13 protein-coding genes and 1 riboswitch are annotated in these 14,641 nt (G+C 62.3%); of the genes, 10 read left to right on the top strand and 3 right to left on the bottom strand.

Annotated features, from left to right (window positions below; translation table 11 throughout):
• Positions 1-32 precede the first annotated feature (32 nt).
• The 7 genes from phoR to phoB all read left to right on the top strand — a co-directional run bounded on the left by phoR (position 33) and on the right by phoB (position 8,032).
• Positions 33-1,256 (top strand): phosphate regulon sensor histidine kinase PhoR, encoded by a 1,224-nt coding sequence (phoR, locus tag EEQ99_RS20425; protein ID WP_028756991.1) that lies wholly within the window; start codon positions 33-35, stop codon positions 1,254-1,256.
• A gap of 361 nt (positions 1,257-1,617) precedes the next feature.
• A complete protein-coding gene (locus tag EEQ99_RS20420) occupies positions 1,618-2,652 on the top strand; it encodes a substrate-binding domain-containing protein (RefSeq protein ID WP_047617056.1) in 1,035 nt (344 codons plus the stop codon).
• Positions 2,653-2,814: 162 nt separating this feature from the next.
• On the top strand, positions 2,815-4,296 hold the full coding sequence (pstC, locus tag EEQ99_RS20415; protein ID WP_127430987.1) for a phosphate ABC transporter permease subunit PstC: 1,482 nt from the start codon (positions 2,815-2,817) through the stop codon (positions 4,294-4,296).
• Complete coding sequence (gene pstA / locus EEQ99_RS20410) at positions 4,293-5,612, top strand: phosphate ABC transporter permease PstA (protein ID WP_028756988.1); 1,320 nt, start codon at positions 4,293-4,295, stop codon at positions 5,610-5,612. The genes pstC and pstA overlap by 4 nt, the downstream gene beginning before the upstream one ends.
• Before the next feature lie 15 nt (positions 5,613-5,627).
• Complete coding sequence (gene pstB / locus EEQ99_RS20405; protein ID WP_003556197.1) at positions 5,628-6,443, top strand: phosphate ABC transporter ATP-binding protein PstB; 816 nt, start codon at positions 5,628-5,630, stop codon at positions 6,441-6,443.
• Positions 6,444-6,487: 44 nt separating this feature from the next.
• Positions 6,488-7,201, top strand: coding sequence for a phosphate signaling complex protein PhoU (gene phoU, locus EEQ99_RS20400; RefSeq protein WP_028756987.1), 714 nt, complete (start codon positions 6,488-6,490; stop codon positions 7,199-7,201).
• Between the two features lie 147 nt (positions 7,202-7,348).
• The gene (phoB, locus tag EEQ99_RS20395; protein ID WP_003545181.1) at positions 7,349-8,032 is read left to right on the top strand and encodes a phosphate regulon transcriptional regulator PhoB; all 684 of its coding nucleotides are present in this window, start codon (positions 7,349-7,351) and stop codon (positions 8,030-8,032) included.
• Positions 8,033-8,292: 260 nt separating this feature from the next.
• Here the strand turns inward: phoB and EEQ99_RS20390 are convergent, their stop codons facing one another.
• A complete protein-coding gene (locus EEQ99_RS20390) occupies positions 8,293-8,826 on the bottom strand; it encodes a GcrA family cell cycle regulator (protein WP_028756986.1) in 534 nt (177 codons plus the stop codon).
• A 423-nt stretch (positions 8,827-9,249) separates the two neighbouring features.
• Here EEQ99_RS20390 and EEQ99_RS20385 point away from each other — a divergent pair, with 423 nt between their 5' ends.
• From EEQ99_RS20385 to EEQ99_RS20375, 3 genes are all read left to right on the top strand, one after another.
• A complete protein-coding gene (locus tag EEQ99_RS20385; protein ID WP_048338255.1) occupies positions 9,250-10,449 on the top strand; it encodes an aspartate aminotransferase family protein in 1,200 nt (399 codons plus the stop codon).
• 40 nt (positions 10,450-10,489) lie between these two features.
• A complete protein-coding gene (gene argF / locus EEQ99_RS20380) occupies positions 10,490-11,404 on the top strand; it encodes an ornithine carbamoyltransferase (RefSeq protein ID WP_028756221.1) in 915 nt (304 codons plus the stop codon).
• Between the two features lie 88 nt (positions 11,405-11,492).
• Positions 11,493-12,485, top strand: a complete 993-nt coding sequence (locus EEQ99_RS20375) for an Hsp33 family molecular chaperone (protein WP_028756984.1) — start codon at positions 11,493-11,495, stop codon at positions 12,483-12,485.
• 155 nt (positions 12,486-12,640) lie between these two features.
• Here the strand turns inward: EEQ99_RS20375 and apaG are convergent, their stop codons facing one another.
• Together apaG and EEQ99_RS20365 are read right to left on the bottom strand one after the other, a co-directional pair.
• Entirely contained in the window at positions 12,641-13,033 is a 393-nt protein-coding gene (gene apaG, locus EEQ99_RS20370) for a Co2+/Mg2+ efflux protein ApaG (RefSeq protein ID WP_028756223.1), read from the bottom strand.
• 265 nt (positions 13,034-13,298) lie between these two features.
• Positions 13,299-14,483 carry an O-succinylhomoserine sulfhydrylase gene (locus tag EEQ99_RS20365; RefSeq protein WP_127430986.1) on the bottom strand — a complete coding sequence of 395 codons (1,185 nt, stop codon included), beginning with the start codon at positions 14,481-14,483 and terminating at the stop codon, positions 13,299-13,301.
• A 42-nt stretch (positions 14,484-14,525) separates the two neighbouring features.
• A riboswitch (SAM riboswitch) is annotated at positions 14,526-14,604 on the bottom strand.
• Positions 14,605-14,641 lie beyond the last annotated feature (37 nt).

Raw genomic sequence — 14,641 nt, 5'->3', positions numbered from 1 at the left:
TGCCAGACGAAACTCCATGGAGAAAAAGCCTGTTGGCGCGCATAAGGCGCGAACGGCCGGTGCTGCTTGCGGCGATCCTCAGCGCGCTGATCGCGCTTGCCGCCGGCATGAACAAGTGGGTTGTGCTTGTCCTTCTGCTGGTGATGATCCTCACCGCGCTTTTCAACGAGGCGCCCATCATCGAGGCCGAACCCGCCCCGCCGGTGGAGATGAAGCCGGAGCTGCCGCCAAGCCGCCTGCCGGAGGTTTCCGCCACGCTCTCCGGCCTCGATTTCCCCGTCATGCTGCTGTCGGACGATGCCTCGGTGCTCTTCCAGAACCGCGCCGCCGAAAAGGCCTTCGGCGAGGTGGCGCTCGGAGCCCATATATCGGCCCGCCTGCGCTCGCCCGGCGTGCTCGACATGGTGCGTGAGACGATCGCCACCAACGCGCCGAACCAGATCGAGCATTCCGAGCGGCTGCCCTCCGAGCGCGTCTATATCGTCCGCAGCGCGCCCATTGAATTCGCGGCCGGGGACGGGCCGCATGAGCGCTATTTCATCCTCTCCTTCCGCGATATTTCCGAGGTCCGCCGCATCGACCGCATGCGCTCGGATTTCGTCGCCAATGCCAGCCATGAGCTGCGCACGCCGCTTGCCTCGCTGCGCGGCTTCATCGAGACCATCCAGGGGCCGGCGAAGAACGATCTGAAGGCGCAGGCGCGCTTCCTCAACATCATGCTCGACCAGGCGACGCGGATGAGCAGGCTGGTCGACGACCTGCTGTCGCTCTCCCGCCTGGAGCTGAAATCGCACATCGCGCCGGACGAGAAGATCGACCTGGTGCCGCTGCTCGGCCATGTCAGGGATTCCCTGGCGCCACTGGCAAGGGATGTCGGCGTCGACATCAACCTGCATCTGCCCGAGGGCAAGGTCGAGGTGCTGGGAGACCGCGACGAGCTTGTCCAAGTCTTCGAGAACCTGATGGAAAACGCCTGCAAATACGGCCAGGAGGGCGAGATCGTCGACGTCTGGTTGAAGAATGGCACCGGCCAGCCGGTCGAGGTCAGTATCGTCGACAAGGGTCCGGGCATTCCGGCCGAGCATGTGCCGCGCCTGACCGAGCGCTTCTATCGCGTCAGCATCGAGGATAGCCGCTCGAAGAAGGGCACCGGCCTCGGCCTGGCCATCGTCAAACACATCCTCACCCGCCACCGCGCACGGCTGATCGTCAAATCCGAAGTCGGCAAGGGCACCGATTTCACCGTGCGCTTTTGACAGGGCATGTCCCCTCGCCACGTTTACGGGGAGAGGGTTAGGGTGAGGGGCAAATCACACGGAACAACCTTGGTGAAAGGACGTAGTGCGGAAAGCCGCCGTCTCCCCATCAGGATATGAAGCCGATTTCTACAACGTAAGGTGGATTGGTCGCCGGACTTTGCCGTCCGCCGACACGATTGATCGGCGTGCTCAAAATTATCCGTTATAAATCAGCAGCTTAAGCTGTCACAAATGTTTCATCGCTTTGACATAAAAGGACGGTGCTTAAACCGCTAAGAGAGTCTCGCCGATGAAAAAAGGCACTGCGAGGGCCTCTCTACAGGCCGCACTCACACAAGCCCAATGCCGGGAGATTTACATGAACACCTTCAAGCTCACCGTTGCCGCGCTCGCTGCAACTGCTGCTTTCGCTGGCGCTGCCGTCGCCCGCGACCAGATTCAGGTTGCTGGTTCGTCCACCGTCCTGCCTTACGCAAAGATCGTTGCCGAGTCCTTCGGCGAAACCTTCACCAACTTCAAGACGCCGGTCGTTGAATCCGGCGGCACGGGCGCTGGCCTGAAGGAGTTCTGCAAGGGCGTTGGCGAAGACACCATCGACATTGCAAACGCCTCGCGTCCGATCAACAAGAACGAAGCCGAAGCCTGCAAGGCTGCCGGCGTGACGGATATCCAGGAAGTCAGGATCGGCTACGACGGCATCGTCTTCGCAACCGACGCTTCCAACCCTGACGTTGCCTACGTTCCTGCCGACATCTACAAGGCCCTCGCAGCCCAGGTCGTCGTCGACGGCAAGCTCGTCGCCAACCCCTACAAGAAGTGGTCGGAAGTCAACCCGAAGCTTCCCGCTGTTGATATCGCTGCCTATATCCCGGGCGAAAAGCACGGCACGCGCGAAGTCTTCGAACAGAACGTTCTCGCCGCCGGCTGCAAGGCCTCTGGCGCTACCGACGTCATCGCCAAGGAAATCTCCGACAAGGCTGCCCAGGGCAAGGCCTGCGTCGCAGTCCGCAAGGACGGCGTTGCTGTCGACATCGACGGCGACTATCCGGAAACCCTGGCACGCATCGCCGCCAACAAGACCGGCGTCGGCGTATTCGGCCTTTCCTTCTATGAAAACAACGCCGACAAGCTCAAGGTTGCCAGCGTAAACGGCATCGTTCCCTCCACGGAAACGATCGCGAACGGCACCTACCCGGTTTCCCGCCCGCTGTTCTTCTATGTCAAGAAGGCACATCTCGGCGCCGTTCCGGGCCTGAAGGAATACGTCAACTTCTTCGTATCCGACCAGATGATCGGCCCTGACGGCCCGCTCGTCGAATACGGCCTGGTTGCCGCTCCGGATGCCGAGCGCGAAGCGATCCGCAAGGACGTCGAAGCCGGCAAGTCCATGTAATCACTTTGCCGGCGCGGTGACTTCAAACCCGCGCCGGCATTGCCTTATCCCTCGCGCCGGTATTTCCGGGCCGCAGGGTTGAATTCATTCCGCATGATTGGAAGCTGAAGGCAGGCTGTGAAGCTGCCGGGCTTTGGGGCCACGGGCTTGGGGACGTAACGAATGAGCACATCCATCATACTTTTGTGCCTTGTGGTGATCGGTGCCGCCGCCTATCTGGTCGCGCGAAGCCGGGCCACGGCGCTTGCCGGAGGCAGATCCTCCGCATTGCATTCACGGCCGGCCTATTACGGCGCCTATGCCGCGATCTGGGCTGTTCTTCCCGCCCTCATCGTCCTCTGCGTCTGGCTCTCCGTCAGCCCCGGCATCATCCAGTCCTCGGTTCGCAGCGCCTTCCCTGCTGACGTCAAGGCTCAGGCCTCGGTCGAGCAGGATCTTGGTTATTCGATGGTGGCGACCGTCGCCCGCGGCCTGACGATGCTGACTTCGGATGAAGCCGCGGCAATCGCCAACGATCCGGCCGCCCTGCAGGCCAAGCTCCTCGAAAAGGGTGTGCCGCTTGCCGGCCAGCCGCAGCCCTACATGGTCGATGCCGCCAAGACGCTGAACGCCAAGAGCATGACGAGCCGCCTCGCCATGACCGCCGTCGTCTTCATTCTGGCTGTAGCTGGCGCCTTCTATGCGCTGCGTTCCATCGCCCCGCGCTTCCGCGCCCGCAACCGGGTCGAGCGCGTCATGCTCTGGGGCCTGCTGCTCGCCTCCTCGATCGCCATCCTGACGACGATCGGCATCGTGCTTTCGATGCTGTCGGAAGCCGCCCGCTTCTTTGCCGTGGTTCCCGCCGCCGACTTCTTCTTCGGCACCGTCTGGGATCCGCGCTTTGCCGGCGCCGGCAGCTCCTCCTTCGGTCAGTTCGGCCTGATCCCGCTGCTGCTCGGCACGGTTTACATCGGCCTGGTCGCCATGCTGGTCGCCGTGCCGGTCGGCCTCTTTGCCGCCATCTACATGGCCGAATACGCCTCGCCGAAGGTGCGCGGGGTCGCCAAGCCGCTTCTCGAAGTGCTCGCCGGCATTCCGACGATCGTCTACGGCTTCTTCGCGCTCGTCACCGTCGGCCCGTTCCTGCGCGATTTCTCCGCCCAGATCAGCGGTCTTTTGTCCGGCAGCTATTCGAATTTCATCCAGGCGCAGAGCGTTCTGACGGCCGGCATCGTCATGGGCATCATGCTGATCCCCTACGTCTCCTCGCTGTCGGACGACATCATCACCGCCGTGCCGCGGGCCCTGCGTGACGGTTCGCTCGGTCTTGGCGCCACCCGCTCCGAAACCATCAAGAAAGTCGTCTTGCCCGCAGCCCTTCCCGGCATCGTCGGCGCATTGCTGATGACCGCCTCGCGCGCCATCGGCGAAACCATGATCGTCGTGCTGGCCGCCGGTGTTGCCGCCCGCATCCAGATCAACCCCTTCGAGCCGATGACGACGGTGACCGTCAAGATCGTCAACCAGCTGACCGGCGACCTCGAGTTCACTTCGCCGCAGACCCTGGTTGCCTTTGCCCTTGGCATCACGCTGTTCTGCATCACGCTTTGCCTCAACATCTATGCGCTCTACATCGTGCGCAAATACCGGGAGCAGTACGAATGACGGATATTGTTTCTCCCGCCGGCGTCACCGTTTCCAAGGCGCCACCGCGCCGCGATATCGGCATCAAGCGCCGCTATGCCGCCGAGCGCCGGTTCCAGGCCTATGGCATCGCCGCCATCACCTTCGGTCTCGTCTTCCTCTTCATCCTGCTGTGGACGGTGATCGGCAAGGGCTACACCGCCTTCCAGCAGACGGCGATCACCCTGCCGATCGAATTCTCGGAGAAGACGATCGATCCGAACAACAAGCGTGCGACCGACCCTTCGGTGCTGATCGCCGCCAACTATCCGGTTCTCCTGCGCGACGCGATCGTCAAGCAGCTGAACATCAATGCCGCAAGCCGCCCTGATGTGCGCGATGCCTCGGCCATGCTGTCGAAGAGCGCCCCGATCCAGCTGCGCGACATGGTCATGTCAGACCCGTCGATCATCGGCAAGACGGTCAATGTCACGGTGCTTGCCGACGCCAATGTCGACAGCGCCAACAAGGGCCAGATCGATCTTTCGGTCGATGAGAAGAACCGCAAGGTCAACGACAAGCAGGTTGGCTGGATGAACGAGCTGAAGGCGAGCGGCGCTCTTCACAAGCAGTTCAACACCGGCCTCTTCGTCAACGGCAACTCCAGCCGTCCCGAAGCCGCAGGCCTTGGCGTCGCCCTCATCGGCTCGCTCTATCTGATGCTGATCGTGCTGGTGCTGTCGCTGCCGATCGGCGTCGCCGCCTCGATCTATCTCGAGGAGTTTGCACCGAAGAACAAGCTGACGGACCTGATCGAGGTCAACATCAACAACCTCGCCGCGGTTCCCTCGATCGTCTACGGTCTGCTCGGTCTGTCCGTCTTCATCAACTTCATCGGCCTGCCGCGCTCGGCATCGCTGGTCGGCGGCCTGGTGCTGACGCTGATGACCCTGCCGACGATCATCATCGCCACGCGTGCCGCTCTTCGCGCCGTGCCGCCGTCGATCCGCGCCGCAGCCCTCGGCCTCGGCGCTTCGAAGATGCAGATGGTGTTCCACCACGTTCTGCCGCTCGCCATGCCCGGCATCCTCACCGGCACGATCATCGGCCTGGCGCATGCGCTCGGCGAAACCGCGCCGCTGCTCCTGATCGGCATGGTCGCCTTCGTCGCCAACGCGCCGACGACGCCGCTCGATCCCTCGACGGCTCTGCCCGTACAGGTCTATATGTGGGCCAACGAGGCCGAACGTGCCTTCGTCGAGCGTACTTCGGGTGCCATCATCGTTCTGCTCCTGTTCCTGATCGTCATGAACATGGGCGCCATCCTCTTGCGTCGTCGCTTCGAGCGCCGCTGGTAAACGGAGTTAAACATCATGAACATGTTGACGGAAGCTGCAGTTGAAAAGGCGCTGGATCACAAGATGAGCAACGTCCCGTATAAGATGATCGGAAAGGATGTCTCGGTTTACTACGGCGAAAAGCGCGCGCTTTTCGATGTGAACCTGAACATCCGCGAAAACACCGTAACCGCCCTGATCGGCCCGTCCGGCTGCGGCAAGTCGACCTTCCTGCGGAGCCTCAACCGCATGAACGACACGATCGACGGATGCCGCGTCACCGGCAAGATCACGCTCGATACCGACGATATCTATGATCCGGATATCGACGTCGTCGAACTTCGCGCCCGCGTCGGCATGGTCTTCCAGAAGCCGAACCCGTTTCCGAAGACGATCTACGAAAACGTCTCCTACGGCCCGCGCATCCATGGCCTGGCCAAGTCGAAGGCCGATCTCGACCAGATCGTCGAGACCAGCCTGCAGCGCGCCGGCCTCTGGAACGAGGTCAAGGACCGCGTGCATGAATCCGGCACCGGCCTGTCCGGCGGTCAGCAGCAGCGCCTTTGCATTGCCCGCGCCGTCGCCGTCAGCCCTGAAGTCATCCTGATGGACGAGCCCTGCTCGGCGCTCGATCCGATCGCCACCGCCAAGGTCGAGGAACTGATCCACGAGCTGCGCGAGAACTACACGATCGTCATCGTTACCCACTCCATGCAGCAGGCCGCGCGCGTCTCGCAGCGCACCGCCATGTTCCACCTCGGCAATCTCGTCGAGGAGAACGACACCGACAAGATGTTCACCAATCCGGACGATCCGCGCACCCAGGATTACATCATGGGTCGCTTCGGCTGATCCTGGCGTCACCAAGCCTTCCCGTTATTCGAGGATAAAGCCCCATGGCATCGACACATATTTATTCTGCCTATGATGATGATCTGAAGTTCCTGTCCAGGCGGATTTCCGAAATGGGCGGCCTGGCCGAGCAGATGGTCGCCGAAGCCGTGCGGGCGCTGGTCAACGGCGATACCGCGCTGGCGCAGAAGGTCATCTCCGACGATGTGATCCTCGATCACGCCGAACGCGAAATCGGCGACAAGGCGATCGTCACCATCGCCCGCCGTCAGCCGATGGCCGCGGACCTGCGCGAAATCATGGGTTCGATCCGCATCGCCGCCGATCTCGAACGCGTCGGCGACCTCGGCAAGAACACCGCCAAACGCGTCATCGCCGTCCAAAGCACCGGCGTTCCCCGCAAGCTCGCCCGCGGCCTCGAGCATCTCTCCGAGCTGGCGCTCGTCCAGCTCAAGGAAGTGCTCGACGTCTACACCAATCGCTCCGCCGACAAGGCGAACGCGATCCGCGAACGCGACAACGAGATCGACGCGATGTACACCTCGCTGTTTCGCGAGCTCCTGACCTACATGATGGAAGATCCGCGCAACATCACCAGCTGCACGCATCTTCTCTTCTGCGCCAAGAACATCGAGCGCATCGGCGACCACGCCACCAACATCGCCGAGACGATCTTTTACATGGCGACAGGTGCGCAGCCGGAAGGCGATCGTCCGAAAGACGACAGCGCCAACACCGTCGGCGCGGTAACCGAATAACCGCCCGGGCCGGACGGCCGGGCTAGAAGCTTGCGTGCGCGCCCATCCGGGGCGCGCAAAGAGGTCGCAGCCAATTCTGAATTTGCGCAGGGTGCATTGCTTGAACCATCCCCGGTTCAAGGATCATGCGCGAGGAGACCGACACGCATGATCCCGAGAGTTGCAGTTGTTGAAGACGAGGAAGCCCTGAGCGTGCTTCTTCGCTACAATCTCGAAGCGGAAGGCTTCGAGGTCGATACTATCCTTCGTGGCGACGAAGCCGAAATGCGGCTTCAGGAGCGCACGCCCGATCTGCTCATCCTCGATTGGATGCTGCCTGGCGTCTCCGGCATCGAACTCTGCCGGCGCCTGCGCATGCGGCCGGAAACCGAGCGCCTGCCGATCATCATGCTGACGGCGCGCGGCGAAGAGAGCGAGCGCGTCCGCGGGCTTTCGACGGGGGCCGACGATTATGTCGTCAAGCCCTTCTCGACCCCCGAGCTCGTTGCCCGCGTCAAGGCGATGCTGCGCCGCGCCCGTCCCGAGGTGCTGTCGACGGTGCTGAAATGCGGCGATATCGAACTCGACCGCGAAACCCACCGGGTCCATCGCAAGACCCGCGAAGTCCGCCTCGGCCCCACCGAATTCCGCCTGCTGGAATTCCTGATGTCGTCGCCGGGCCGGGTCTTCTCCCGCTCGCAGCTTCTCGACGGTGTCTGGGGCCACGATATCTATGTCGACGAACGCACCGTCGACGTCCATGTCGGCCGCCTGCGCAAGGCGCTGAATTTCTCCAACATGCAGGACGTCATCCGCACCGTCCGCGGCGCCGGTTATTCGATGGAAGCCTGAGGGCCTCCATTCTGATTGCTGACAACGTCGCTCGAGCTAGCGTCTGCCCCTCACCCTAACCCTCTCCCCGTAAAACGGGGCGAGGGGACGTGCCCTGCGACAGGTTAGCGGGGAACGGAGAGGTCGCGGCATATCCCCTTCGCCCCGCAAGCGGGGAGAAGGTGCCGGCAGGCGGATGAGGGGCAGCCATCCGCGCGAACCAATAACCACAAAAAAACGGGCCAGTCGGCCCGTTTCTCATGTGCGGCGATGTTACCCGCTCAGCTGGCCCGCGCTGCTGCCCGGCGGCGTTCGTTGACCGGCTGGTAGGCAAGCTTCTGGTGATAGCTGCAATAGGGCGAATTGTCGGGGGATTCGCAGCCGCAGAAGTGGAAGTCGTCCTTCAGCGGATCGCCGACCGGCCACTTGCAAGTGCGTTCGGTCAGTTCCGTCAGGCCGAGGCGTCGGGAAATCGGAACGACCACGTTGCCTCTCGGCACGTATTCCATTTCCTCGATCGTTTCGATCTCGATCTCTTCCTTCAGCATCGTCGCGCCCTGCTGGCGGGTAACGGTGCGAGTGGCGACCCGTGAGGCGTAGTTCGGCGCGCGCGGCGCAGAAGTATTGCGTTTCGGCGTTCGGGCGGCATTGGCGGTACCGCCGGCCTTGGCACGGCCGGGAAGGCTCAGCCGATGCACCTTGCCGATGACCGCGTTTCTGCTGACGCCACCAAGTTGTGCCGCGATCTGGCTGGCGCTCAGTCCTTCGGCCCAGAGCTTCTTGAGTTTCTCGACCCGCTCGTCTGTCCAGTTCATGCCCTGTCTCCACCTTTTGCGTTGGTGATGGCAGAATCCCTCACCGTTGTCCCGGAAGGCTCCGAAACAAGAAACGCTTGATCAATTTTGGTGACTAGTTCCGCCGCATGCAGTCTAGTAATTGAACTTTAACCTAGTGTGAGGCTGACTCCGTGACAAGAGTCGCATGAATCCGGATGAATCGAATTTCAAGTTTTCCCCAACTTGCTGCCCCGGCGTGGCATTTCTGCAATAATGCCTGTTGAGGACGGATAATGCTGCTGTACAAGCTTGCTGCATGCGCTAAGGGCGCAGTTTTGTTGACATTGCAGCGCGAAAAGGAAATAGTGCCAGTCGCCGCCGCAAGGCGGCATTTTTGATTTTTCGGGCCTGGTTTTCTTAGCCGGAGTCCGGAGCTTGATAACATCGATGGGAGATCGCGCTATGGCTGAAGCCGCGCCGCTTTATGACACCTATTCTCGTGCCCCGTTGCGGTTCGAGCGAGGCGAGGGCGTGTGGCTGATCACCGAAAGCGGCGAGCGATATCTCGATTTCGGCGCCGGCGTCGCCGTCACTTCGGTCGGCCACAGCAATCCGCATGTGGTCGGCGCGCTGAAGGAGCAGGCCGACAAGGTCTGGCATCTCTCCAACATCTATGAGATCCCCGGCCAGGAGCGTCTGGCCAAACGGCTGACCGACGCCACCTTCGCCGACAAGGTGTTCTTCACCAATTCGGGCGCCGAGGCGCTCGAATGCGCGATCAAGACGGCGCGCCGTTATCAGTATTCCAAGGGTCATCCCGAGCGCTTCCATATCATCACCTTCGAGGGCGCCTTTCACGGCCGGACGCTGGCGACGATCGCCGCCGGCGGCCAGGAGAAATATCTTGAGGGCTTCGGCCCCAAGGCGCCGGGTTTCGATCAGGTGGCTTTCGGCGACATCGAAGCGGTGCGCGCCGCGATCACCGATGCCACCGCCGGAATTCTCATCGAGCCGGTGCAGGGCGAGGGCGGCGTGCGTCCGGCCACCCCCGAATTCATGAAGGCGCTTCGCCAGATCTGCGACGAAAATGGCCTGCTGCTGATCCTCGACGAGGTCCAGACCGGGGTCGGGCGCACCGGCAGGCTCTTCGCCCATGAATGGTCGGGCGTCACCCCCGACATCATGGCGGTCGCCAAGGGCATCGGCGGCGGTTTCCCGCTCGGCGCCTGCCTTGCCACGGCAGAGGCTGCCTCCGGCATGAAGGCCGGCACGCACGGCTCGACCTATGGCGGCAATCCGCTCGCCATGGCCGTCGGCAGCGCCGTGCTCGACATCATTCTCGCCGATGGCTTCCTCCAGCAGGTGCGCGACGTCGCGCTTGTCTTCCGCCAGGGCCTCGCCTCGCTGAAGGACCGTTATCCCGATGTGATCGAGGATATCAGAGGTGAGGGGCTGTTGCTCGGCGTCAAGGCCGCCATTCCCTCAGCCGAACTGCTGCAGGCGATCCGCGCCGCCCATCTGCTCGGCGTGCCCGCCGGCGACAATGTCATCCGCCTTCTTCCGCCCCTCGTGGTCACCGCCGAGGAAGCCCGCGAGGGCCTTGCCCGCATCGAGCGCGCTGCCGAGAGCATTCGCGCCTCCAAGGTCAAGAAGACGGCTTGAAGGGATTGCCGCCTGCGGGCGCAGCACAGGTAACAAGACTATGGCTCCTAAACATTTCCTCGATCTTTCGGCGGTCACGTCAGCCGATCTCAGAACCATCATGAACGATGCGCTCGCCCGCAAGCAGGCCTTCAAGGCCGGCACGGGCGACAAGCCGCTCGCCGGCAAGATGCTGGCGATGATCTTCGAGAAGCCGTCGACGCGCACCCGCGTCTCCTTCGATGTCGGCATGCGCCAGCTCGGCGGCGAAACGCTGTTCCTGTCCGGCACCGAGATGCAGCTCGGCCGCGCCGAGACGATCGGCGACACCGCCAAGGTGCTGTCGCGTTATGTCGATGCGATCATGATCCGCACCACCGAGCATTCCAGGCTGCTGGAGCTTGCCGAGCATGCGACCGTGCCCGTGATCAATGCGCTGACGGATGACACCCATCCCTGCCAGATCATGGCCGATATCATGACCTTCGAAGAGCATCGCGGCCCGATCAAGGGCAAGACCATCGCCTGGACCGGCGACGGTAACAATGTGCTGCATTCGCTGGTTGAAGGGGCTGCGCGCTTCGGCTATCGCATGAACATGGCCGTGCCCCTTGGCTCGGAGCCCAAGGATCACTATCTGAACTGGGCCCGCAATGAGGGCGCCGAAATCATGCTCTGCCATGATGCCGACCGTGCGGTCGCCGGCGTCGATTGCGTGGTGACCGATACCTGGGTCTCCATGAATCAGGAACATCGGGCCCGGGGTCACAATGTCTTCCAGCCTTATCAGGTCAACGCGGCTTTGATGGCGAAGGCCGGCAATGATGCATTGTTCATGCATTGCCTGCCTGCTCATCGCGGTGAGGAAGTGACGGACGAAGTGATCGACGGTCCGCAATCCGTAGTCTTCGATGAGGCGGAAAACCGCCTTCATGCGCAGAAGTCGATTCTTGCTTGGTGCCTGGGCGCGATCTGAACCATAATCTGGTGTCGCGAGTCACAAACTCGCGACCGCGCGAGCGAAGCCACGCTGGGCTGTCGCTTGAAAACTAGGAGTGAAAGCCATGGCAGAAGCTGCAGCCGCCCTCGGCCAGTTTGATTTCGCCGGCGATGACCATGTCGTCCCTTTTCAGGTGGAGGGTCTGGATGTGCGCGGCCGTGCCGTCCAGCTCGGCCCGATGCTCGATGCGATCCTCGAGCGCCATCATTACCCCGCCCCCGTCGCCCGGCTGCTTGCCGAAGTCGTCGTGCTGACGGTGCTGCTCGGCACCTCGCTGAAATTCGACGGCAAGTTCACGGTGCAGACCAAGGGCGATGGCCCGGTCGATCTTCTCGTCGCCGATTTCTCGACGCCGGAAAATGTCCGCGCCTATGCCCGTTTCGATCAGGCGCTGCTCAACAAGGCGATTGAAGCAGGTGAAACCGAGCCGGAGCAATTGCTCGGCAAGGGCGTGCTCGCCTTCACCATCGACCAGGGCAAGTTCGGCCAGCCCTATCAGGGCATCGTCGCGCTCGACGGCACCTCGCTGGAGGAGATAGCCGGCGTCTATTTCCGCCAGTCGGAACAGATCCCGACGCGCGTGCGCCTGGCCGCGGCCGAACTCTTCGATCGTGACGAGGCGGGCAAGCCGCGCCATCGCTGGCGGGCAGGCGGCCTTGTCGCCCAGTTCCTGCCGGAGGCGCCGGAGCGCATGCGCCAGCCGGATCTCCACGGCGGCGACGGCGACACCGGCAACCGCCCGCACGGCGAGGACGATGCCTGGGTCGAAGCCCGTTCGCTGGTCGAGACCATCGATGCGGATGAACTGACGGATCCGCTGGTCGGGACCGAACGGCTGCTGTTCCGCCTGTTCCATGAGCGTGGCGTCCGCGTCTACGAACCGCGCGCCGTCTTCGACCGCTGCAGCTGCTCGCGGGAGAAGATCAAGGGCGTGCTGAAGGGCTTTTCGGCCGAGGAGATCGAAGCCAGCCAGGAAAACGGCGAGATCGCCGTGACCTGCGAATTCTGCTCGACCACCTACCGCTTCGAGCCGGCCGAGCTTCAGCCAGCTGAATAGTGGAGTGTTTGCCAAGGCTGTCCCGCTTGCGCGGATAGCTGCCCCTCACCCTAACCTTACCGGGGTCGAACCACTCGTCTCGACCCCGGTTGGTGCCGGCAGGCGGATGAGGGGCAGGCCTCGGCAATCTCCCAAGGGCGGGACATCGTTACACGTCAGTTAAGCACCCGCAGCAGTCCCGGTGAATCCAGCGAGAAGGCGGGGATCTCGACATCGAACATCTCGCCTTCGTCCGTTTCCATCTGGTAATGGCCGAACATCAGCCCGGAGGGGGTGTCGAGCGGGCAGCCGGAGGAATATTCGTAGGTGTCGCCGGGGCTGAGCCGTGGCTGTTCGCCGACGACGCCCGGGCCCGTCACTTCGTCCACCAGTCCGTTCTGGTCGGTGATGTTCCAGTAACGGTTGACCAGGCGAACGGCTATGCCGGAATTGTTGCTGATGACAATCCGGTAACCCCAGACATAGCGGTCGTCTTCCGGATCGGATTGCTCCTCCAGATAGAATGGTTCGACCACAACTTCGATCTCTCTTGTGAGGGCGCGATACATGCCTTGCACCTTAGTCAAGATATGTTACCCGTATCTTATAAGAGGCCCTGTCCGTCAAGAAACGGAACGTTGATCGTCACTGAAACTATGATGATCGAAGGGTTTTCGATCGTTAAGCCTAATTGTCAGTGTTAATTCCAGATCGGAACGCCGGCACGACCGTAGTTGTTCCCCCGGCCGAACCGTGGTGAGGTCCGGCGAGCCGAACCCCAGTGAGATCCGGCGAGCCGAACCCCGAGGGAGGTCCGGCTGCCATTGTCGTCGATCAGGCCGAAACCTTGGCAAGCGCCCGCGCGAAATCCTCGATCAGATCGTCGGTATCCTCGATGCCGGCCGAAAGCCGCACCGTGCCCGGAGAAATGCCGAGTTCGGCGCGCGCCTCCTCCGTCAGGTTCTTGTGCGTCGTCGTTGCCGGATGGGTGATCAGGCTCTTGCTGTCGCCGAGATTGTTGGAGATCTTGACGATCTCCAACGCGTTCTGCAGGGCAAAGGCCGCTTCCTTGCCGCCCTTGAGCTCGAAGGCGACCAGCGTCGAGCCGCCGGTCATCTGCTTGGCGATGATATCGGCCTGCGGATGGTCCTTGCGGCCGGGATAGATCACCTTGGCGACCTTGCCCTGCTCGGCGAGGAAATCGGCGATCTTTGCGGCATTCTGCGTCTGCTGGCGCACGCGCAGCGGCAGCGTCTCGATGCCCTTCAGCAAAGTCCAGGCATTGAACGGCGACATGGCCGGGCCGGTATGGCGGAAATAGTCGTGCAGGTTCTCGTCGATCCATTCCTTGTCGGCAAGCACGACGCCGCCGAGGCAGCGGCCCTGGCCGTCAATATGCTTGGTGGCGGAATAGACGACGATATGGGCGCCGAGTTCCAGCGGCTTCTGGAACAGCGGCGTGGCGAAGACGTTGTCGACGACGACCTTGGCGCCGATCTGGTTGGCGAGCTTGGCGACGCCTGCGATATCGATCACTTCGAGCGTCGGGTTGGTCGGGCTTTCCAGGAAGAACACCTTGGTCTTCGCAGTGATCGCCTTTTCCCAGTTGGCCAGATCCCGGCCGTCGATCAGCGTGCAGTCGATGCCGTATTTCGGCGCCAGCGTCTCGACCACCCAGCGGCAGGAGCCGAACAGGGCGCGCGCGGCGACGATATGATCGCCTGATTTCAGCTGGCAGAGGATCGCCGCGGTGACGGCCGCCATGCCGGAAGCGGTGGCGCGGGCATCCTCCGCGCCTTCGAGCATGCACATGCGCTTTTCGAACATGTCGTTGGTGGGGCTGCCGTAGCGGGCGTAGATGAAGCCCTCCGTCTCGCCCTTGAAGCGGGCTTCGGCCGCTTCCGAGGTCTCATAGACGAAACCCTGCGTGAGATAGATTGCCTCGGACGTTTCGCCATATTGCGAACGCAGCGTGCCGCCGTGAACGAGTTGGGTTGCGGGGCGCCAGGACTTGCTCATGCCATCACCTTCACATAACAAAAAAACCGGTCGCAAAAGCAGACCGGTTTCAACCCGGTCTTTTTAGCCACTTGTTTAACGTGGCTGCAAGCCGACCGGCCAAATCACCACGGGATAATTCTGCAATACTGCTGTTAGCTGCTTGCGTCAATTCCCCG

The organism is Rhizobium anhuiense, assembly GCF_003985145.1.
In the GTDB taxonomy this organism is placed as follows: domain Bacteria; phylum Pseudomonadota; class Alphaproteobacteria; order Rhizobiales; family Rhizobiaceae; genus Rhizobium; species Rhizobium anhuiense.
Note: the sequence above shows the minus strand (reverse complement) of the source record. Positions and strands in the feature narration are given on the sequence as shown.